The sequence below is a fragment of the Planococcus sp. TJ-302 genome (assembly GCF_058268455.1).
In genome coordinates this window covers 1,210,575-1,232,052 of sequence record NZ_JBZDOI010000001.1, presented here as the reverse complement: position 1 = coordinate 1,232,052, position 21,478 = coordinate 1,210,575, and the positions used below count along the sequence as shown (strand labels likewise).

The 21,478-nt window shown below is 45.0% G+C and carries 20 protein-coding genes; 15 read left to right on the top strand and 5 right to left on the bottom strand.

Annotated elements, in window-relative coordinates; genetic code table 11:
- Nucleotides 1–33: 33 nt before the first annotated feature.
- The gene (locus tag AC4EHB_RS06245; protein WP_490980944.1) at nucleotides 34–1,398 is read right to left on the bottom strand and encodes an aspartate kinase; all 1,365 of its coding nucleotides are present in this window, start codon (nucleotides 1,396–1,398) and stop codon (nucleotides 34–36) included.
- 120 nt (nucleotides 1,399–1,518) lie between these two features.
- Between AC4EHB_RS06245 and AC4EHB_RS06240 the strand changes: the two genes are divergently transcribed.
- From AC4EHB_RS06240 to thrB, 3 genes are read left to right on the top strand one after another with little or no spacing between them, the layout of a single operon-like run.
- Nucleotides 1,519–2,811 carry a homoserine dehydrogenase gene (locus AC4EHB_RS06240; RefSeq protein ID WP_490974705.1) on the top strand — a complete coding sequence of 431 codons (1,293 nt, stop codon included), beginning with the start codon at nucleotides 1,519–1,521 and terminating at the stop codon, nucleotides 2,809–2,811.
- A complete protein-coding gene (thrC, locus tag AC4EHB_RS06235) occupies nucleotides 2,808–3,869 on the top strand; it encodes a threonine synthase (protein WP_490980943.1) in 1,062 nt (353 codons plus the stop codon). The genes AC4EHB_RS06240 and thrC overlap by 4 nt, the downstream gene beginning before the upstream one ends.
- Nucleotides 3,866–4,771 carry a homoserine kinase gene (thrB, locus tag AC4EHB_RS06230; protein ID WP_490980942.1) on the top strand — a complete coding sequence of 302 codons (906 nt, stop codon included), beginning with the start codon at nucleotides 3,866–3,868 and terminating at the stop codon, nucleotides 4,769–4,771. Before thrC ends, thrB begins: the two co-directional genes overlap by 4 nt.
- A 52-nt stretch (nucleotides 4,772–4,823) precedes the next feature.
- Here the strand turns inward: thrB and AC4EHB_RS06225 are convergent, their stop codons facing one another.
- Nucleotides 4,824–6,248, bottom strand: coding sequence for an NAD-dependent succinate-semialdehyde dehydrogenase (locus AC4EHB_RS06225; RefSeq protein ID WP_490980941.1), 1,425 nt, complete (start codon nucleotides 6,246–6,248; stop codon nucleotides 4,824–4,826).
- Between the two features lie 271 nt (nucleotides 6,249–6,519).
- On the opposite strand from AC4EHB_RS06225, the gene AC4EHB_RS06220 reads away from it, so the two are divergent.
- The 10 genes from AC4EHB_RS06220 (at nucleotide 6,520) to AC4EHB_RS06175 (ending at nucleotide 16,088) form a co-directional block, all read left to right on the top strand.
- Entirely contained in the window at nucleotides 6,520–7,719 is a 1,200-nt protein-coding gene (locus AC4EHB_RS06220) for a hypothetical protein (protein ID WP_490974701.1), read from the top strand.
- Between the two features lie 18 nt (nucleotides 7,720–7,737).
- The gene (locus AC4EHB_RS06215; protein ID WP_490980940.1) at nucleotides 7,738–8,913 is read left to right on the top strand and encodes an amidohydrolase; all 1,176 of its coding nucleotides are present in this window, start codon (nucleotides 7,738–7,740) and stop codon (nucleotides 8,911–8,913) included.
- 16 nt (nucleotides 8,914–8,929) lie between these two features.
- Nucleotides 8,930–10,234: a M20 family metallo-hydrolase gene (locus AC4EHB_RS06210; protein WP_490980939.1), complete on the top strand. Its 1,305-nt coding sequence runs from the start codon at nucleotides 8,930–8,932 to the stop codon at nucleotides 10,232–10,234.
- Nucleotides 10,235–10,409: 175 nt separating this feature from the next.
- Nucleotides 10,410–10,703, top strand: coding sequence for a replication/maintenance protein RepL (locus AC4EHB_RS06205; RefSeq protein WP_490980938.1), 294 nt, complete (start codon nucleotides 10,410–10,412; stop codon nucleotides 10,701–10,703).
- A 453-nt stretch (nucleotides 10,704–11,156) separates the two neighbouring features.
- On the top strand, nucleotides 11,157–11,822 hold the full coding sequence (locus tag AC4EHB_RS06200) for a YveK family protein (RefSeq protein WP_490980937.1): 666 nt from the start codon (nucleotides 11,157–11,159) through the stop codon (nucleotides 11,820–11,822).
- Nucleotides 11,823–11,852: 30 nt separating this feature from the next.
- Nucleotides 11,853–12,854, top strand: a complete 1,002-nt coding sequence (locus AC4EHB_RS06195) for a GNAT family N-acetyltransferase (protein ID WP_490980936.1) — start codon at nucleotides 11,853–11,855, stop codon at nucleotides 12,852–12,854.
- A 55-nt stretch (nucleotides 12,855–12,909) separates the two neighbouring features.
- A complete protein-coding gene (locus tag AC4EHB_RS06190) occupies nucleotides 12,910–13,392 on the top strand; it encodes a hypothetical protein (protein ID WP_490974695.1) in 483 nt (160 codons plus the stop codon).
- Nucleotides 13,393–13,422: 30 nt separating this feature from the next.
- The gene (locus tag AC4EHB_RS06185) at nucleotides 13,423–13,731 is read left to right on the top strand and encodes an MGMT family protein (RefSeq protein WP_490980935.1); all 309 of its coding nucleotides are present in this window, start codon (nucleotides 13,423–13,425) and stop codon (nucleotides 13,729–13,731) included.
- A 196-nt stretch (nucleotides 13,732–13,927) separates the two neighbouring features.
- Nucleotides 13,928–14,662, top strand: a complete 735-nt coding sequence (locus AC4EHB_RS06180; protein ID WP_490974693.1) for a gamma-glutamyl-gamma-aminobutyrate hydrolase family protein — start codon at nucleotides 13,928–13,930, stop codon at nucleotides 14,660–14,662.
- Between the two features lie 127 nt (nucleotides 14,663–14,789).
- The gene (locus AC4EHB_RS06175) at nucleotides 14,790–16,088 is read left to right on the top strand and encodes a glucose-6-phosphate isomerase (protein ID WP_490980934.1); all 1,299 of its coding nucleotides are present in this window, start codon (nucleotides 14,790–14,792) and stop codon (nucleotides 16,086–16,088) included.
- Between the two features lie 52 nt (nucleotides 16,089–16,140).
- On the opposite strand, the gene AC4EHB_RS06170 is transcribed toward AC4EHB_RS06175, so the two are convergent.
- Both AC4EHB_RS06170 and AC4EHB_RS06165 read right to left on the bottom strand, forming a co-directional pair.
- Nucleotides 16,141–16,578 carry a hypothetical protein gene (locus tag AC4EHB_RS06170; protein ID WP_490980933.1) on the bottom strand — a complete coding sequence of 146 codons (438 nt, stop codon included), beginning with the start codon at nucleotides 16,576–16,578 and terminating at the stop codon, nucleotides 16,141–16,143.
- 12 nt (nucleotides 16,579–16,590) lie between these two features.
- The gene (locus AC4EHB_RS06165; protein ID WP_490980932.1) at nucleotides 16,591–17,880 is read right to left on the bottom strand and encodes a tetratricopeptide repeat protein; all 1,290 of its coding nucleotides are present in this window, start codon (nucleotides 17,878–17,880) and stop codon (nucleotides 16,591–16,593) included.
- Between the two features lie 514 nt (nucleotides 17,881–18,394).
- Here AC4EHB_RS06165 and AC4EHB_RS06160 point away from each other — a divergent pair.
- Both AC4EHB_RS06160 and AC4EHB_RS06155 read left to right on the top strand, forming a co-directional pair.
- Nucleotides 18,395–18,985: a general stress protein gene (locus tag AC4EHB_RS06160; protein WP_490980931.1), complete on the top strand. Its 591-nt coding sequence runs from the start codon at nucleotides 18,395–18,397 to the stop codon at nucleotides 18,983–18,985.
- Nucleotides 18,986–19,142: 157 nt separating this feature from the next.
- Nucleotides 19,143–20,027, top strand: a complete 885-nt coding sequence (locus tag AC4EHB_RS06155) for a YflT domain-containing protein (RefSeq protein ID WP_490980930.1) — start codon at nucleotides 19,143–19,145, stop codon at nucleotides 20,025–20,027.
- A 107-nt stretch (nucleotides 20,028–20,134) separates the two neighbouring features.
- Here AC4EHB_RS06155 and brnQ read toward each other — a convergent pair whose 3' ends face one another.
- The gene (gene brnQ, locus AC4EHB_RS06150; protein WP_490980929.1) at nucleotides 20,135–21,451 is read right to left on the bottom strand and encodes a branched-chain amino acid transport system II carrier protein; all 1,317 of its coding nucleotides are present in this window, start codon (nucleotides 21,449–21,451) and stop codon (nucleotides 20,135–20,137) included.
- Between the last annotated feature and the right edge of the window lie 27 nt (nucleotides 21,452–21,478).

The following is a 21,478-nucleotide window of genomic DNA, read 5'->3' as shown; positions in this document are numbered from 1 at the left end:
AAAAAGCCCCTGCCGTTGTACGCAGGGGAAAGTTTAACCGGCGAATACCGGAGTGAAGAATTCGCTGTAGAGTTCTTGCAGGATTTTCGTTTCGTCTTTTTGCAAAACACCGAACACCAAGCTGACCTCCGAAGAGCCTTGGTTGATCATTTCGATGTTGGCACCTGTGCGGGCAATCGCCAGCGTCGCGCGGGCAGCAAGCCCGGTCGTGTATTTCATGCCTTCACCCACCAAGACGACCATCGAAAAGCCGCTGCTGAATGAAACATCGTCTGCATGTAATTCGTTTTTGATGCGGTCGACGATGCGCTGTTCTTTGCCTGGCGTCAATTGGTAACTTCTGACGATGACGGAAAGGTTGTCGATGCCCGAAGGGATGTGTTCATAGGAAACCTGTTCTTCTTCAAGAATCTGCAGCAATTTGCGCCCGAATCCGATTTCACGGTTCATTAAATATTTACTGACATATAAGGTGGAAAATCCGCTATCAGCTGAAATACCAGTCACCGGCCGTACAGAAGAATCCCTCTCGGCAACAATCATCGTTCCTTTAGAAAACGGATTATTCGTGTTTTTGATGCACACTGGCACGGATGCTTTGAAAGCGGGCATCAATGCTTCATCATGGAGCACGGCAAAACCCGCATAGGATAATTCACGCATTTCCCGGTATGTCATTTTTTCGATTTCCATCGGGTTGTCGACAGCTTTCGGGTTGGCCGCAAACACACAATCGACGTCTGTAAAATTCTCGTAAAGTTCGGCGCCGACAGCCGCTGCAAGAATAGAGCCGGTAATATCGGAGCCGCCGCGATCGAATGTTCGCAGCATGCCGCTTTCCGTAAAACCGAAAAATCCTGGGAATATGCTTATTGCTTGGCGATTGCGGAGTGCCGAAAGATTGGCGTAAGATTCTGGAAGTGCCTGGACACGCGCCGGCGGATGGTTGACGACGAGTCCGCCGTCTTGCGGATTGATGTATTCGGCAGGAAGGCCGATTGAAGTTAAATATGCTGCGATCAACTTAGCGGAATTGTCTTCACCGCTAGCTTTTAATTGATCAAAATACAAGGAAGGATTTTCTTTCGATGCGGCTAAGTGGCGAGTCAAGTCATCCGCTATGATGGAGGCGATATTGTCGCCAAGCCCGAGGTCTAGAGCGATTTCCCGGTAACGGGCCAACACATCGTCCAACGCTCGGTCAACGGGTTCGCCGGCCAGCGAGGCGTTTGCCAGCCGGATCAGCAGATCTGTCACTTTCACATCACTGTCAAATCGTTTGCCGGGGGCGGAAACGACGACAATGCGCCGGCTTGGATCCGCTTTGATGATGTTTGCCACTTTTTTTATTTGGGCGGCGCTAGCGACTGAAGTGCCGCCGAATTTACTTACTTTCATCTCATCAGATCCAATCTTTGTGGGATTAAGGGTTGCTTTCAAATTTATATAATACTATAATGTCCTTATGCAAAAAACAACTGTATTTTCACAGTGTACACAGCCTAGGGGGAATCGTCAATGAAAAATGAAATTTCAATCGGATTATTAGGACTCGGGACAGTAGGAAGCGGTGTAGCGACCATCCTGCAACAGCATCAGCAGGATTTACGCCATAAGTTGGGCGTTCAGGTAACCATCAAAAAAGTCCTGATCAAGGATATTAACAAAGAAAGACTATCCAGTCTGGATCCGTCTGTGTTTTGCACAGATATTCATGAATTATTGAATGATCCTTCATTAGATATCATTGTTGAAGTGATGGGCGGCATCAGTGGCGCTAAAAATGCCATTGAGGAAGCCTTGAAAGCCGGCAAACAAGTTGTGACAGCGAATAAGGATGTCATGGCGGAATACGGCCATGAATTATTGAAGCTCGCCGATGAACAAAAATGCGATTTGTTTTACGAAGCGAGTGTAGCTGGCGGAATTCCAATCATCCGTACGCTCGAAGACGGACTCGCATCCGACCGCATCAGAAGCCTGATGGGAATCGTCAATGGTACGACCAATTTCATCCTGACAAAAATGAAAAAAGAAAATATGAGCTACAGGGATGCACTCGCCGAAGCGACAAGGCTCGGCTACGCGGAAGCAGATCCATCTGCAGACGTCGACGGACTGGATGCAGCACGGAAAATGGTCATCTTATCATCGCTGGCGTTTTCCACCGAGGTCCATCTGGATGATGTGCTCGTCCGGGGCATGAAAGAAATCCGCGATGGCGACCTCGACATGGCTGCCAATTTCGGCTATACAATGAAAATGATCGGTTCATCGAAAAAAGACGAAGATGGCATTGAAGTAGCCGTTGAACCTGTATTTATGGCAAGTTCACATCCGCTAGCGTCTGTGAACAACGAATACAACGCTGTTTATATCCACGGCGATGCGGTCGGCGAGACGATGCTGTACGGTCCAGGAGCGGGTTCCTTGCCGACTGCCACATCAGTCGTTTCTGATATTATCGCGGCTTGCCGCAATCTATTGCTGGAAGTCAATGGCAAGCGCGTCCATTCGGCGCAGCACGAGCGGGTCATGAAGCCGGAATCGAAGCAATTTGCAAAGTATTTCCACCGCGTTTTGGTCAACGATGAAGTGGGCGTATTATCGAAAATGACGTCGATATATGGCAAGCATGGCGCAAGCATCCAATCGGTTATGCAGCATCCAGCGGAAGAGGAAGGCAAAGCGGAATTGGTTTTATTGACACACCGCATTTCCCGCCAGCAGCATTTGAATGTGTTAGGCGATTTGGAAGGCACGGCTAGCGTCATCAGCCATTACCGCATTGAAGGGGAGGAATCGGCATGAGATGGCCTGGTTTGATAGAGCAATACAAAGAATGGCTGCCGGTCAATGAAAACACACCGGCATTAACGCTGCAAGAAGGCAACACGCCATTGGTCCGTTTGGATAAATTGTCCGCGCGATGGGGCATCGATTTATACGTTAAGCTGGAAGGGGCGAATCCGACGGGCTCATTCAAAGACCGCGGAATGGTCATGGCAGTGGCAAAAGCGAAAGAAGAAGGCAAAAGGGTGCTCGTCTGCGCTTCGACGGGCAATACTTCAGCATCGGCTGCTGCTTACGGCGCAAGAGCTGGCATGCGCACAATCGTCGTTATTCCGGAAGGGCGCATCGCACTTGGAAAATTGGCGCAAGCCAAAATGTACGGCGCCGAAATACTGGAGATCAAGGGCAATTTTGACGAAGCTCTCCGGATGGTTCGTGAAGTAGGGGAAGAAGCCGGCATTGCATTGGTGAATTCGGTGAACCCTTACCGCCTGGAAGGGCAGAAAACAATTGCATTCGAAGTGATTGACCAGCTCGGGAAAGTACCGGATATCTTCGCGTTGCCGGTCGGCAACGCTGGCAATATTTCCGCTTCATGGAAAGGCTTCAGCGAATACGCTGAAAAAACAGGGGCGAAACGGCCAGAATTATTGGGCGTTCAGGCATCGGGCGCGGCGCCGATTGTCCATAACCGGGTGTTCGACAATCCGGAAACGGTAGCGACAGCAATCCGCATCGGCAATCCAGCGAGCTGGCAGCTTGCGCTTAATGCATTGGATGAATCAAGAGGTACAATTTTGGAAGCGACTGACGAAGAAATATTGGAAGCCTACCAAATGCTGGCTTCGACAGAAGGTGTATTTGCAGAACCGGCATCTTGTGCATCAATTGCCGGCATAAAAAAACAAGTAGAAAACGGCAGCATCAAAAAAGGGGCATCGATTGTTGCTGTATTGACTGGCAATGGCTTGAAAGACCCTGAAACCGCCATTGCGGTCAATGCCGACAAAGCACAGCTGGCCCCTGAAGACATGGAGCGGTTCTGGGAGGATTTGAAAAAAGGAGTTAAGGTATGATGTGGACGGATTTCACAGTCATCGTGCCGGCTTCGACTGCAAACTTGGGGCCCGGCTTCGACTCGATCGGCCTTGCTTTAGACCTCCAATTGACGATCCACGTTTCCCGTGCTGAACAATGGCACGTTGAATACAAGGATGAAAGCTACAGCCACTTATCCGGTGCCGCCGAAAATTTAATCGTCGAAGCGGCAATGCACACAGCCAGCAAGATAGGTCGAACCTTGCCGCCTGCCAAACTTTTTGTGGAGACGGACATCCCTCTCGGCCGTGGTCTCGGGAGCAGCGCTTCTGCCATTGCCGGCGGCATAGAAATTTGCGTGTGTTTGCTGGGAATCGATATGCCGATGAAGGAAAAAGTGGCAATCGGCACGGAAATGGAAGGGCATCCTGATAATATTTCAGCTTCGCTCATGGGCGGATTGACAATTTCCTATGCGGATGGCGAGGATTTGGAAGTGGTCCACATTCCGGATGCTGCAGTAGGAGTAGTGCTGATGGTGCCGCCAACTGAATTTTTGACTTCGGAATCGAGAGGGCTGCTGCCAGAGAGTCTTGCATACGGCACGGCAATTCGAAGCAGTGCGGCCGGCAATGTTTTATCAGCCGCATTGGTGCGCGGCGATTGGCGGATGGCGGGACGCATGATGGAAAAGGATGCTTTCCATGAACCTTTCCGGCAAAGCAGATTTCCAGAGTTCGATAGGATACGCCAGGCCTGCCGGGCGGCAGGGGCATATGGTTCTGCTATCAGCGGAGCGGGCCCTTCACTGTTCATCGTAGCTCCAGAAGGCCGGGAGCAAGAAATCTGCAACTCTTTAAGTGAACTATTTCCGCATTACGATTGCAGTTTTACTAAACCGAGCACATCGGGTATAAAATCGTTTGAGACAGTGGTCTAGCACGCGAAAAAGCGGTCCGGGTATATTCCCGGACCGCTTTTTTTTTGCGTAACTAGATTTTGATGGAAATGTATTTGGTTTCGACAAAGGCTTCGAGGCCTTCTTGGCCGCCTTCGCGTCCAATTCCGCTTTCTTTCATGCCGCCGAATGGCGCTTGAGCGGTTGACGGCGCTCCGTCGTTCCATCCCACAATGCCGTAATCCAGGTTTTCAGCAATATAAGTACCACGCGTCATGCTGTCAGTGAAGAAATAAGCGGCCAAGCCAAAGCGTGTATCATTTGCCAGCTTAATTGCTTCTTCATCTTTTTCGAATGTCATGATCGGCGCAACAGGGCCGAACGTTTCTTCGTGCATGACCAGCATATCGGAACTCGCATTTACCAGCACAGTCGGATTATAGAAATAGGAATCGTTATCCGTTGAACCGTCACCGCCAATCAATACTTTCGCGCCTTTGGAAACTGCGTCCTGAACATGTTGTTGGACTTTTACATATCCGTCTTTATCAACCAACGGCCCAATCGTCACGCCTTCATCCATGCCGTTTCCGACTTTCAGCTTCGCGGTCGCTTCCTGCAGGCGTTTCGAGAATTCATCTGCAATACCCGATTGGACGTAGATCCGGTTTCCGCAAACACAAGTTTGGCCAGCGTTGCGGAATTTGGAAGCCACTACGCCTTCGACAGCCAGATCAAGATTTGCATCGTCCAGCACGATGATTGGTGCATGTCCGCCCAGTTCAAGCGACAGGTTAAGCATATTTTCTGAACTTTGCTTCATCAATTCTTTGCCGATTTCCGTTGAACCGGTAAAGGTCAACTTCCGCACATCAGGGTGGCTGGTGAAGACTTTACCGATTTTGCTAGCACTGCCTGTCACCAGATTAATGACGCCTTTCGGAAATCCGGCTTCTTCCGCCAGTTCAAACATGCGCACAGCAGTAAGTGGCGTCAGCTTCGCTGGTTTGGAAACGAATGTACAGCCTGCTGCGAGCGCAGGAGCCATTTTGCGCGCCATCATCGCTGCAGGGAAATTCCAGGGTGTAATTGACACCACAACGCCTACCGGCTGCTTATTGATTTGAATCCGTTTGCCTTCTTTGCTCGCTGGAATCGTGCGGCCATATAGCCGCTTGCCTTCCTCGGCGAACCATGAGATGAACGAAGCGGAGTATTCAACTTCACCGATGGCTTCAGCAAGTGGCTTGCCCATTTCCTTCGTCAAGATCTCGCCGACTTCTTCTTTATGTTCCAAAAGCAAATCATGCCATTTCATCAAAAGTTCAGCGCGTTCATACGCAGTTGTCTTGGACCATCCGGGGAATGCGGCAGCAGCAGCTTCGACAGCAGCAGTCGCTTCTTTTTCGCCGCCGTTCGGAACCGTTCCGACTTGTTCACCGGTTGCTGGGTTCATGACGTTGATGACGCCGTCTCCTTCTGTGTTCCACTCACCATTGATATAATTTTTACCTTCCATCCATACAGCCTCCTTCTATAAATAACTATTCTATCCACATACCTCTAACCGGGAAAGATAAACCATGGTAAAGTAGCAGGGAAATATAATATCAAGTTTTACAAAGCTAAACGCACAATACAATGCAATTGTAATCGTTTTCAAAAGAATTGGCAATTTCTAAATTGTGCATTTATTCTATTTTCTTAAGCAAAAAATTATGCTAAGATGTCAACAATCCTTTATTCGGTTAAAGGATTGTTGAAGGATATAGATTAGGAGGCAAAAACGTATGGCTCAAATGTTGGCATTTTCGATTTTAGCATTTATTTTGTTCATCGGCGAAGTTGTTTCGATTCGCACAAAAGCTTGGATTCCTTCTATTTTTATCAGCGGATTCTTATTCTTGCTGGGGTACTGGACGTTCTTCCCTCCAGAAATCGTAGCGATAGCAGGCATTCCGCCGGCTGTTGTCACAGTGCTCATTTATCTATTAATCACTAATATGGGTACGCTGCTGTCGGTTCAAGAGCTGAAAGCACAATGGAAAACTATTTTGATCGCTTTGTCCGGTATCCTGGGGATCATTGCAGCCCTGTTTGGCATCGGTATGCTGCTTTTCGATTTCCAAACAGTCGTAGTGGCAATTCCGCCATTGGTTGGTGGTGTTGTTTCCGCATTGATCATGTCCGAAGGTGCAGAGGCAGCAGGCTTGCCGACATTGGCGGTTTTCGCAATCGTCATCTACGTCATGCAGGGCTTTGCTGGCTATCCGCTGACTTCGATCATGCTCAAACGCGAAGGACGTTCGCTATTGGAGAAATATAGAAACAATGAATTGATGCTCAAGGAAAGTGGCCCTAAAGATGAAAAAGCTAAACCGAATGAAGAAGTACGCGAACCAAAAATGTTCGCTAAAATACCACCAGAATATAATACCGATTTCTTCAAATTCTTCCGTTTGGCCCTCGTCGGCTATGCAGCATACTTGGTATCTACCCTGGCTGCTCCCTATGTAGAAATCAGTCCATTTGTCTTGTGTCTATTCTTTGGCGTAGTAGCACGCAGCATCGGTTTCCTTGAGCGTCATCCGCTCCAAAAAGCGAACGGATTCGGTTTCGCAATCCTTGGATTGCTATTATTCGTCTTCGACGGTTTGAAGAATGCGACGCCAAGCATGATGCTTGAAATCATTTATCCGCTTGTTACCTTGATTGCGTTAGGGGTAGCGGGTATGTATGTGTTTTCTTTCATCGTCGGAAAATTGCTGAAAGTCAGCAAAGAAATGGCTTTTGCTGTGTCTTTGACGGCCCTTTATGGATTCCCGGCGGATTACGTCATCACTGTGGAAGTCATCAATTCGTTGACAAAAGATGAACAAGAGCGTGAAGTGTTGACCAGCCATATGCTGCCGCCAATGCTTGTTGCTGGATTTATTACCGTGACGATTGTTTCCGTCATTCTAGCCGGAATATTTGTCGGCTTCCTATAAAAATGGAGGTTCTAACTCATGATCAATGAAACCATCAAAAAAGCGATTCAGGACAATAGCGTAGAAATGATCGATATCCGCAGAAAGCTCCACAGCGAACCGGAATTGTCGTGGGAAGAGTTTAAGACTTCCGAGTTTGTTTATGATTATTTGACAGAGCTCGGGATTGATTGCCGAAAGACAGAACCTACTGGGGTTATTGGTACGCTTACAGGGGGGAGGGCTGGAAAAACGGTTGCGCTCCGGGCGGATATGGACGCTTTATCGGTGCACGAATTAAATGAAGATCTGCCATTTAGGTCAGCCCAAGCTGGCAAAATGCATGCCTGCGGACATGATGCCCACACGGCGATGCTGCTTGCAGCGGCGAAAGCGCTTGTTGCTGTTAAAGAACAGATTCCTGGCAGCGTTCGATTTATTTTCCAACCGGCAGAAGAGGTGGCTACAGGAGCGAAGGCAATGGTCAGCCAAGGGGCTGTCGACGGAGTGGATGATGTTTTCGGCATCCACATCTGGTCACAAATGCCGACGCATAAAGTAGCGTGCCAGCCTGGGCCTTCTTTCGCTTCGGCGGACATTTTCAGTGTGCATTTCAAAGGGCAGGGCGGACACGGCGCGATGCCGCAAGACTGCATCGACGCAGCCATCATCGCATCGGCCTTTGTTATGAACGTGCAGTCGGTTGTATCCCGGACGATTGATCCTCAGCAGCCTGCGGTGGTGACTATCGGCAAGATGACAGTCGGTACACGCTTTAACGTCATTGCTGAAAATGCGGAACTTGAAGGAACCGTACGCTGTTTTAATCCGGATATCCGGGACCATATTGAAAAACAATTAAAAATTTACGCAGAGCATACTGCTGCTGTTTATGGCGGCACAGCCCATGTGGAATATATCCGCGGCACACAAGCCGTGATTAATGGCGAAGAAAGCGCGCAACTAGTCCAGAAGGTGGCAGCGGAAGCATTTGGTGAAGAATCGGTATTTGATGAAAAACCGACAATGGGAGGGGAGGACTTCTCCTTTTACCTGGATAAAGTACCAGGCAGCTTTGCGCTTGTAGGCAGCGGGAACGCCGGGAAAGATACCGAATGGGCCCACCACCACGGTAAGTTCAATATCGATGAAGACGCCATGGCAACCGGTGCTGAATTATACGCTCAATACGCCTGGGCTTACTTAACTAAATGACTGAAAGCAAAGGGGCATGAAAATGGCTTTAGAAAATCCGATATATGATGACTTGATGAATGGCTACGATCCAAAGCTGGATAGTTCTGGCTTAAAAGGAGAACGGCTTGCAAAGCGCCTTTATGAACTTTCAAAAATCGGCTATACCCAGATCGGAGGCGTCCGGAGGCCCGGATTGTCGGCCGAAGAAAAAGAAGCGAAGGAATTGGTGAAACAATGGATGGCGGAAGCTGGCTTCTCCATAAGAGAAGACGGAGCCGGCAACGTAATCGGCAGACTTCCGGGTAAAAACAATTCCGCTAAAGCGATTGCGTCCGGATCGCATTTGGACAGCGTGCCGAATGGCGGAAACTTTGACGGGCCGCTTGGTGTCCTGTCGGCATTGGAAGTTGCAGAAGCGTGGAAAGAAAATGGATTTGTTCCAGAGAAGCCTTACGAACTGATCATTTTCACGGATGAAGAAGGCTCCCGCTTCAATAGCGGGTTGACTGGCAGCCGGGCAATGGCAGGCGACATTACCGAAGAAGAAATACAACAGCTCCGTGATTACAATGGAGAAAATCTGGAGCAAGTGCTTGAACATTATGGCAGTTCCCTGGATGCTTTTAAAAAAGCAAAGCGCGATGTCACCGAATTGGAACTATTTGTTGAAGTGCATATAGAACAAGGAAAACGGCTGGAACAGGAAAATCAACCTGTAGGCATCGTCAGTGGCATTGCCGGCCCCGCCTGGCTTGAACTGGAATTTACAGGTGAAGCGGGCCATGCTGGGAATACACCGATGATAGGCCGCAAAGATCCGCTTGTAGCGGCATCTGAATTTATTCAAGGAATTCCTGAATTTCCTGCAAAAGTCAGCGGGACTTCAGTTGCGACTATCGGAAAAATGGAAGTGTTTCCGAATGGCATCAACGTCATTCCGGAAAAAGTTGTTCTCCACGCCGATATCCGCGACATCAAAGAAGAAACACGGGACGAACTGCTTGAACAGATCAAACAATACGCCGAAGAAATTGCTAGCCGCCGCAACGTTAAATTAGCTATTAAGCAAAATACCAAAATCATGCCTGTGCCAATCGAGGATGAATTAAAGCAAAAACTGGAACAGTCTTTGAACGGGCTGGGCATAAAACCTGTTCATATTCCAAGTGGTGCAGGGCATGACGCAATGGTACTCGGACGTTACATTCCGGTGGCAATGCTCTTTGTCAGAAGCAAGGACGGCATCAGCCACAATCCAAAAGAATGGTCATCGTTGAATGATTGCGTATATGGAATCCATGCTTTGAAAGACTTTATTGAAACCGCGATGAAAAACTGAAAATAATGTGCCCTGTCCTTTGAGATGGGGCTTTTTTTATTTGTTTTTCAGGTATTTGAAGCAAAATGTTGAAATTATAGAACTACATTCTGAATATCTTGAATAAATAAATTAATTAAGGGTATATATGTAAATAAGATAATACAAAAGTAAATAAGTGGGAGGCGAGATTATAATGTCAGGCAGAAATAACATTTATGAAACTCGGCCATTTAAAGAACAGAAAGTCATGAAGCAATGCATCAATTGTTTTGCAGGAGAACCAGACCGTATCGTAGAAATCGGGCAAACATTTATAGAATACTTTATGAGAAATGCTACTGCTGATGGCGTGCTGTTTAAAACTATAAAAGAAATAACAACGGATATGGATATACCTCATCAAACTTTATCCAAAGTGTTAAAAACGCTTGAAGCAAATCGGATCATTTATCGACGGAATGGCATTATAGGATTATGGGAGGATTAAAAATTGTAAGCCGCTTCTTAAATGAAGCGGCTTTTTTATTTTGTTCAGCAATCTTTGATCTAATACTATTCTATTGTCAGCAGTTCTAGCGATGCCAATTAGAATTTTGGTATTAATAGAGAGTTTAAACATCTCCGGGAGATGGTTCCCTCTGAAATTTGCCGGAACACAAGAACGAAATGCTTTAATAATCCAGGTTTTCATAGTTTTTTTATAAAAAATCTAATTTTTTTAAATTTAATTACTGGTTAAATAGAACCATTACTTCGTTTGTAAAATAAACTTAAATTATATTAGTAGACTAATTGCTTAAAATAATTAAAAAATTATAATAATTTTTCACGATAATAGTAGATTGTACTAAAAAAGTGTGATATAAATGAACTATAATTATCTGAATTTTAAGAAATGATTTTAACTGTAAGTCTTTTTGCTTAAAAGGAGGTATATTGTATGGGTAAAAAATCGCTTGTTCTCATTATCGTTAAAAACTTAAGAATGCGCGTCAAGATGATTTTGTCGATCTCGCTTTTATCAGTTGCAATCGTATGGATTTTAAACAGCTTTATAATTGTTCCGGAATATCAGGCGACTACGCAGATATTCATCGAGCAACCCCTTGTGGCCGCTCAGATGACTGATGCACCTGCAATGGGCGCTGGACCAGCCATCACCGATACCTATAGCGTTATTGTCAGAAGCCCTGAAGTGCTGAAAAAGGTCATCATTGAAATGGATCTGGATACAACAATTTCTGAGCTTCATGAACAAATTATTGTAACCAAACCAGTTGACTCACAAGTTTTAAATATCACTGTAGCAGGAGAAGATAAAGTCGAAGCCGCAGCAATCGCGAATTCATTGGGCGCTATCTTTATTGAAGAAATTCCGAATCTGACGCAGGCGACCAATGCCGTTATCATCGCCAGCGCTTCGGAAGTACCTGAGTCAACTCTATTCGAGGAAAATACGGCTTTCAGCTTGGGGGTTGCAGGGGCATTTGGATTGATTATAGGAATTCTGTTGGCTTTCATTTTGGAAATGCTAAATACGGTATTTAAAACAGGGAAAAAAGAAAGTCAATCTTCTGTGAACAAGATACAGACGGTATTCAAATAGGATTCAGCTGATAAAACAGGGGTGAGCGGGATGTATGAGGTGATTTCCATACAGGAAGGGATGCGCTGGAAGGAAATTCTGGATTTCATGCGGATAAGAAATGTTTATTATTCAAGCCATTATTTCCTCAGTGCATTGAGTTTGGATCCTGGCGAAGCCCTAATGTTTTATTATTCCGACGAGGACGGCAGCATCGTATACCCTTATATTAAGCGTCAGATAGACGGGGAGCCCACTGTATATTTCGATATTACGACTCCTTTTGGGTATGGGGGGCCAGTAGTTCGGGCAGATGGGGATCACAATGCATTAGTGGACAAGTTCCTGGAAGCATTTTCCGGCTATTGCCGGGATGAACGAATTATAGCAGAATATATCCGTTTTCATCCCTTATTCGGCAATGCCGCTTATTTTGAAAAGCATCTGAAACTGCTGCCGCTATATGAAACATATACCATCAATTTGGATAGGCTATTAAAAAATTCCGAGGCTACATCCCTAAATAATCCAGAAGAGCCAGGGATTGTGGTTAAAAAATTGGGAACAGTGCGCCATATGTTTGAATTCTTGGTGCTTTATTATTCGGAAGTGAGAAGGCGCGAAGAAGCGGACAGCTATTATTTTTTTACCGAGGACTACTTTGAAGCGCTTATAAGCAATATGGGTCCAATATTGCACTTGTTCGGCGCATATCGCGACAAAAAACTTATCACTGCCTGCTATATTCTGGCAGAAGGAAACACGATCTACCAGCATTTAGATGGAACGCTTGAAGGGGAAGAGAAAACAGGAATGGCAAAAATACTCCATCTGAAAATTGCCGAATGGGGGGCTGATAACAATATGGCTTTCTATCACTTAGGCGGAGATTTTAAAATGGAAAGTGCCCAAATCTTGCCCATCAAAAAAAGTATAGCCAATATGCAGCCGGACATGTTTTATATCTGCGAAAAAATTCATAACGCTTCCGTTTATAAAGAATTGAACGTACTAGAAGAAACGGATACGATCAAGCGTTACCGGAATGTCTAAAATCCGTACACCATATAATAAAATAATTTTTTTAAAAGCCAGGGGAGGTTTTTTTATGAGATACTTACAGTATAAAGGACTCATTGAAAGAGAATATAAAAAATCCTTAAAGAAAATTATGTACGGGCTTTGCGTAGAAAAAGGGTTGAATGCTTCTGATGGAGCGAAAACGTTGGGAGTCGCAAAAGAAATATTCGTCTACTGGCGCCATTATTACAGATTCGAAAGAAAGCAATTATTATTCGATCAAACCGTAAGGGATTTAGACAGTTTTCAAGATCTCTATGCCGAGGACGTCAAATCCATGAACCTTAGTAAAAAGCTTGAGTTTGAAGACGAAGAATCTATTCAAGGGTTAGAAGAAGTGATTGTCCATATGATCGATTATTATAAATACCTGCATTATAAAAGTTCCGGAATGTCGCTAGATACAGCGAAACTGCCTTTATTTGAATTCAGCCATAATGTCGTTGAAAGATATCGCACAGGGGATTTGTTGTATGAAGCGAAGTCCCATAATCAGCATCTCGATCAATAATGATTCAGCAACAGGATAGGATGAAAAGAAGTGCAAGCATTTACTGAAAGAGTGATCGAAATCATCAAGAATATCCCAGAAGGCAAAGTCATGACTTATGGTCAGATTGCTGCTTTTGCCGGGAGTCCGAGAGGCGCTAGGCAAGTCGCCAGGCTATTACACAGCATGAGCAGCAAATACGGACTGCCGTGGCATCGGGTAGTGAACGCAGCTGGCCAAATTGTGGTAAGCGACGAAGAATCCCGGTTTACACAGCAAGCTTTTCTTGAAGAAGAAGGCGTTGAGGTTAAAGCATCAGGCAAGGTCGACTTGCGCCTTTATAGATTCGAGCCGCAATAAAAGGCTATACCTTGTGGCTGGTTAAAAGGGAAAAGCAAAATACATAATGGCATACCGCATTGAATGCGTTCAAAGTTTAGCTGCAGAGCATACGGGGTATAATCCTTCGGTATGCTTTTTTTTAGGTTAGGCTTTGTTAGCGGACTCTGCACGTAGACAGTTAAACAGTAAGCCTTAGGGAAAGAGGGAAAACATTATGAAAAACAAGAAAAAGCCGGTTATCGGCATTACAGCAAGAGTTGAAAAGGATCAAACATATGCTCTTGATCCAGTTTACGGAAAAGCGATTTTACAATCAGGCGGCCTTCCGCTTATTGTTCCAATAGTAGATGAAGAAGATATCCCAGCGCTTTGCGAACGGTTGGACGGCCTCATCGTTACAGGCGGAGGAGATATCAACCCGAGCTTGTATGGCGAAGAACCGCACTTGAAATTAGGAGCGGTATACCCAGGCAGCGATCTTTACGAGAAAGAATTGATCTTGAATTTTTTGAAGTTGGATAAACCTTTCATCGGCATGTGCCGTGGCCTGCAAATGTTGAATATTTCATTGGGCGGCACCAACTATCAAGACTTGGAGAGCCAATTTGAAGGCACACTTTATCAGCATAAGCAAATGGCGCTTCGCACCCACCGCACACATTCAGTGACGTTGGAAGACGATAGCCAGCTTCTGAGCATCATGGGAGAAAAGAGTTTCCATGTGAACTCTTTCCACCATCAAGGCGTTAAAGACGTTTCCAAAGAATTGAAAGTTGCAGCGCGTGCAGCCGATGGCCTGGTTGAAGCGCTTGAAAGTGATAAATATCAATTTGTCATGGGAATCCAGTGGCACCCTGAAGAATTTGCTGTAGAAGGTGACGAGGCTTCTAAAAAGCTTTTCGATCGTTTTGTCAAAGAATGTGCAAAAGACAAAGATCAAAACCAATAATCTTTGGGCGTCCCAAGACATGGGACGCTTTTTCAATTCCATTAACACAGAAGCTACGGTACCCCAGCAACTCTTTTTTAAGCCCATGGAAAATGGTAAACTGAAATCATCCTAAAGAGTGGAGGTTATGCAATTGACAGCTAAAGTAAACAATAAATTTATCCAAGAGTTCGTGGATGCAAACGAACTGGCTGCATTAGAAGATTTTGTTGCAGCGTCTCACAAGAAAATTCACGATAAGACCGGTGCGGGAGCAGAATATCTAGGGTGGCTGGATTGGCCATCAAAAATGGACGAAGCTGAACTGAGCCGATTGGAAGAGGCTGCAGAAAAGATAAAAAGTGATGCAGAGGTGCTGATAGTTATCGGCATCGGCGGATCTTATCTTGGCACAAAAGCGGTTCAGGATTTATTGCTGCCAGCATTTGGCGCAGGCGGAACAGAAGTGATATTCGCGGGCCACAATATCAGTGGGCGCTATTTAGAAGAATTGATGGCACACATCGAAGGGAAAAAAGTGGCGTTGAACGTCATTTCCAAATCTGGTACAACGACAGAGCCAGCGATCGCATTCCGAATCCTTCGCAAATGGATGATAGAGGCATACGGAGAAGAGGCAGCAAACCGTATTATCGTAACTACAGACGAAAAGGAAGGCGCATTGCGCAAAGCCGCTGATAAAGCTGGCTATACTTCTTTCGTAATTCCAGGCGATGTTGGAGGCCGCTATTCGGTACTAACATCTGTCGGTCTTTTGCCTTTAGCGGTAGCAGGAGTGGACATCCGTGCGCTACTGAAAGGTGCGGCATTGGCAGAGAGCACTTTAGCGAATCCAGCATTAATGGAAAATGACGCATACCTTTATGCAGCCTATCGCCAAATCCTCAATTCGCGCGGCTATTCTGTGGAAGTAATGGCAAGTTTTGAACCGGCGATGGCGGGCATCAATGAGTGGTGGAAGCAATTATTCGGCGAAAGTGAAGGGAAGCAAGGAAAAGGTGTTTTCCCGGCATCCGTTATTTACTCAACGGATTTGCATTCTATGGGCCAGTATTTGCAGGATGGGCGCCGTATGCTTTTTGAAACAATGGTCAGCTTTACAGAAGACCAAAATCAGACGGAAATCCCATTCGACGAAGAAGATGGCGATGGCTTGAACTACCTTGTAGAAAAATCCTTGCACAAAGTCAATCAGACAGCTATGGAAGCAACAGCTTTGGCACATGCAGAAGGCGGCGTGCCGATCCTTTCGCTAGAGGTGCCGAAACTTGATGCACATCATGCAGGTTATCTGCTCTACTTTTTCATGAAGGCTTGTGCAATGAGTGCATATCTTTCAGGCGTCAACCCATTTGACCAGCCAGGAGTAGAACAATACAAACAGAACATGTTTGAACTGCTTGGAAAACCAGGTTACGAAAAATAAATCATATAAAAAACGGCAGCTCACATGAGCTGCCGTTTTTAAATACGATTGTTTAGGCTTTAGATGATTGCTGGACGGACCAAGGTTCAGGAATGCGGCTCGCGACTTCCGTGCCAACGGACCAAGGTTCAGGAATGCGGCTCGCGACTTCCGTGCCAACGGACCAAGGTTCAGGAATGCGGCTCGCGACTTCCGTGCCAATGGACCAAGGTTCAGGAATGCGGCTCGCGACTTCCGTGCCGACGGACCAAGGTTCAGGAATGCGGCTCGCGACTTCCGTGCCAACGGACCAAGGTTCAGGAATGCGGCTCGCGACTTCCGTGCCAACGGACCAAGGTTCGGGAATGCGGCTATTAGCAACATCAGTGCCAACGGACCAAGGTTCAGGGATGCGGCTATTAGCGACTTCATTTTCATCAAAGTTTGAAACAGCAGGTAAGCTTGAAAGTACCAATATTGTTGCGAAGATAAATTTAGTTGTCTTCTTCATTTATTTCACTCCTCATCTGAATGTAATTAAATTTCTAAAAGCTTTTTGAGATTCTTTCAAAACAGTTGCTGATTTTTCAAAAAACTTCTGTTTATAGTATACATTACCCAACTCATTATAAAAATATCCCATTTCATAAAAACTTTTGTAATCTTTTAAACTTGGAATCAAATGGCTAACAACAATGCTTTCAAATTCATCAAATTTTTCGTTTATCAAATAGTATAGAGCCAAACTTTGTCTAAAAGCTATTTTGAAAATATCACTTGTAGGGGAATTTATGTTTAAACTTTTTGAAACGATCAACTCGTGTCCTTTTGTTGCCCAAGCTTTAGCTGCTTCAAAATTGCCTAATTCTAATTCAGACATTATTAAAGCGCTATAGCTTAAAAGAATGTCTGCTGTATATTCTTGAGGTACATAATTTAGAGCTTCTTCCATATGATGGATAGCCAAACTGAATTGCTGGTTTAGTAAATATAAATATCCTACGTTGTACTCGGTAGTGAATCGTAAAATATCAATTTCTAACTTTCTTCCAATAGTGAGAGCATTTTTATAATGCTCTAAAGATGTTTTATAATTTCCAAATCGTGTGTGGATTACGCCCATGTTCATATGACATTCTACGATGCGTTTTGGAATAAATTCTTGTTGATATGTTTTCAATGCCATGTCAGTGTATTTGAAAGCTAATTCGGTTTCCCAGCATTGTGAAGCGGAGATTCCGATAGAATAATACAAGTCCCCTTTTTCAGAAGGGGATACAGAGTTAGGAACAATTTTTTCAGCCATTAAGTATGTTTTTAATGCTGCTTCAAAATCATTTAAAATATAATGATAATTGCCGTTGTATTTATGGAACAAATAGAATTGCTCTTGGTCCATGAACTCCTTGAAATGTTCCATGTTTTTCAGTTTTTCCTCAGCACTGTCCAAGTCACCAGTGATGATGAAATAACGGATTTGCTGGATGCTGTATTCGAGTTCGATGTCTTCGTTCACATGGAGTAGTGGATGATCGTGGATATCCGAATATAATTCCATGATTTTTCCTTTGTTTTGTGGGTGCAGCAAAGAAGTTTTGAAATTTTTCACTAACACTTTTCCTACGGGATTGTCTTTTGGAGCGAGAGGGATTTCGAGTTTTTTGCATAGAGCTTCCAGTTCTTTGAGAGCTGGATCTTTCGCACCGGTTTCAATTTTCTTAAGCTCCCGTGGGGTGATAATTCCAGCGGCAGCTTCTTCCAAACTAATTTTCTTTTTAAGCCTATGGTATTTAAGGCGCAAACCTGTATCCATTGATTCTCTCCTTTCCATCTGCATGGGAAGAACTTCAATCATCCAAGTAGGAGAGTTCTTATCCTGCAGGACTGTGGGGTCTGGATAAGAGAGCGATGATAGATTATTAAGTACTATGGTATTCGCCTCCAGTAACAATAGTATATTCCAAAAAAACTTCGTATTTCCATGATATCATCAATTTTCTAAATAAACTGCCTTTTTAAGACCTATTTGTGGTAATTAATTTAAAAGGTAAATTATACCTAGTAATGGAAAATTTATAATGTATTTTAACGCATGGAATAGTTTAATTAAGAAGAATCTACGCGATCTATTCCCGTTCTTCTTCTAATTCTCCAAAGAAAGGGTGTTTAATAATAAAAATTTTTCTTTTCAGGCATATTCTCATGAAGCAATAAACTGAAAATGGTTTTCAAATTTTGTAAAGCTGCCGATTTGATCGGCAAGTTTAGGTATTAGTGGAAGAAGGGTAAAGTGTTGAAAATACTTTATTCCCCTGGAGGTTATTTGCATGAGTTCAAATATTCAAGTTCTAGCAGTATTATTTTCAGAAGAAGATTTGCTTAAGAAGGTTGATGCTCTAAAACAACAAGGGTACAGCGAAGAAGATTTGCATTTAATGGCAGAGGACGAGGACCGCTTTGAAAGAGCGGAACAGCGCACTCACATTGAAATAGAAGAAACTGGTGGTTTTTCTGAAAAATTTAAAGGCATTTTTGGAAAAGGCGGCGTTAAAGCGCTGGATTTAACGGACGAAGATAAGAAGCGCTATCAAGAAGACCTGGAAAAAGGCGGCATCTTAGTTTATGTCGATAAAAGCCGGGACAATATTAGCGAAGTCATCCATGCGGGCGGTTTGCGCGACCGTGAAGGCAATCCCATCGAGCCGTCGTCAAATGAGTTCGTCAATTCTGTAGACAATAATTTTGATGAGCAAGAAGACCGTTTTGCCCGAGGTGAAAGCTTTCAGCATGATCCAAATCTTGTAGTCGATGAGCATCATGTTTCTTTCACTACCCAGCAAAAGCCGGAAGTGGAAAAAGCAAGAGGCGGCATGACTGAAGGCGAACGCCATTCGTCGAGTGATAAGAAATACAAATGATTCAGCGGTCTTGCCTCCAGTAGGCAAGGCTTTTTTTAATAAGTTCGATTAATGGAAGGTCATTTGCCGCCCTTTGAAACGGCAAGTGAAATGTTTCAGATTTCGTGATGGCAGGGTAGACAAGAATTAATAACTATTAAACAGGAGGCTGATATAGATGGAACCGACAAACCGTGATTTTGAATTAGTATACAGTCCGGAAGAACTAAGAAGCAGAATCGAAGAATTGAAAGGGCGCGGCTATAGCGAAAGTGACATCCACATTCTTGTGGAAGATAGTGCAGTGTTAGGGGCTTCTGATGATCTTGCTGGAGTCCATACGCATAACGCAGGCGGTGTTGGAAGCAAGTTTAAGTCATTTTTCACAGGACGTGACAGCGTGCGGGAAGAATTGAAAAACCTTGATTTGGAGCAGCGGGAAATCGATAATTATCAACATGATTTGGAAAAAGGCGGAATTCTCCTTTACACAGATCGTGGGTCATTATCTAGAGAACGCGACAACCAATCCTCATTCGGGGATGACACGCGAGCTTTGGACAGCGATGAAGTAAACCGCAATACCGCTTTGAATGATAAAGACGTAAAAACCGATTATAGTGATCCTTCCAGAAAGGATTCCGGTGAAATTTACACTACAGCTGTTCCGCGCGAGGAACAATATGGTGTGCCAAACTATGGAGACGAGCACAAAGATAGCCGTTTAAAAGGCGAAAATATCCATCCCACGACAGACCGGCCGACACTTGACGAAAGTTCGCCTTCAGAAAAATTAATGGAACATGAACCGGCGCTTGGCACGAAAGAAGGAATTGACAATTTGAATCGCGAAGATGGTGTCAATCGCCGGCAAGATGAACAATCTCCTGGAGTCGATCCGAATCTGGGGCCAGCTCCATTCGGACGGGATTCAGAAGAAGAACATCTCCTGCAAGATGAGAACGGCGATTATGTAGAGCCTCTTAATCCCGATGGAACGCGACGCAACTACGATGGCGAAGATCGCAAATCAGACACTCCGCCATCACCAAAACTTTTTTAAAAACAGGCTTTGCAACTCTTTATCTAATTTAAATTCAAAAAGACCAAATGCCCTGCAATTCCACGGGGTATTAGGTTTTTTCTTTTATAAAGCAATTAAGCAAAAGCTCATTTCATCATTTTTCGCGCAATGATGACACCGATAATGGTACCGATTGCAGCTGGCAACAGCCAGCCTATGCCTTGCTCGTGTAATGGAATGTTATTAAGGAAGGCATCAACTGCTTGGAATTCAATTCCGGCCGCCCGCAGCCCATCGAAGACGCTAATAACGCCTGTCAACGCCAATGGAATGATGTAGACAAAAGGTTTACGGCCGAATGCATAATCGAAGAACGACAAAATTACCAGTACAATCGCCAATGGGTATATCGCCAGCAACACCGGCAATGAAATGGCCAATAATTGAGTAAGCCCTACATTGGCAGCTGCTGTACTGAATGCCGCAAAAATGAGTACATAAGCAATATAAGGAATCTTAGGATAAATTTTATTGGAAAACTGAGCGCTCGCCGATATCAGCCCGATTGCAGTTGTCAGGCAGGCGAATAAAATCGCGGCAGCTAAAATGATTCCGCCGAAATCACCGTACAAAATCCGTGCTGACATTGCGATGATGGTTCCTCCGTTATCCTGCAACCCGATTGCGTCAACGCTCGTGACGCCGATATAGCCCAGAGATAGATAGACTGCAGCCAGTCCGACAGCAGCAATGGCTCCGGCGAATGCCGTGGTTTTCAAGATGACATTTTTGTCGGTGACCCCTTTGGCGCGGATGGCTTGAATAATGACAATGCCGAAAACGAGCGCTGCAATCGCGTCCATGGTCAAATAGCCTTGCAGGAAACTTTCGAAAAACGGCTCAGTTGTGTAATTGCCAACGGGCGCGTTAATCGAGCCCATTGGTGAAACAATGCTTTTAACAGCAAGCAAGCCGATGACCAGTATCAAAATCGGCGTCAGTATTTTACCGATGCGGTCGACAAGTTTAGTCGGATTTGAGGCAAAGAGCACCGCAATAGCAAAAAACACGAGTGTAAACAGGAATAGTGGCAATGAAGAGGACTGCTGCTCTGATAAAAACGGGGCAATTCCAATTTCATAGGCGACTGTCCCAGTTCGCGGAATACCGAAGAAAGGTCCGATGGCCATATAGACAATCCCGGTAAAAACGATACCGAATACCGGGTGGACTCGGCCCGCAATCGTCTGAAGATCGCCGCCGGCTTTCGCGATAGCGAGGATGCCGAGCAGCGGCAAGCCGACTCCGGTCAATAAAAAGCCAATTAAAGCGATAACAATATTGTCGCCAGCCAACTGGCCTAGATAAGGTGGAAATATGATATTACCGGCCCCGAGAAACAAGGCGAAAAGCATAAGGCCGATTGTAATGGATTCATTTAGTGTAAGCGTTCTCTTTTCCATGTAAGCCTCCTATCTAAATAAACTTTG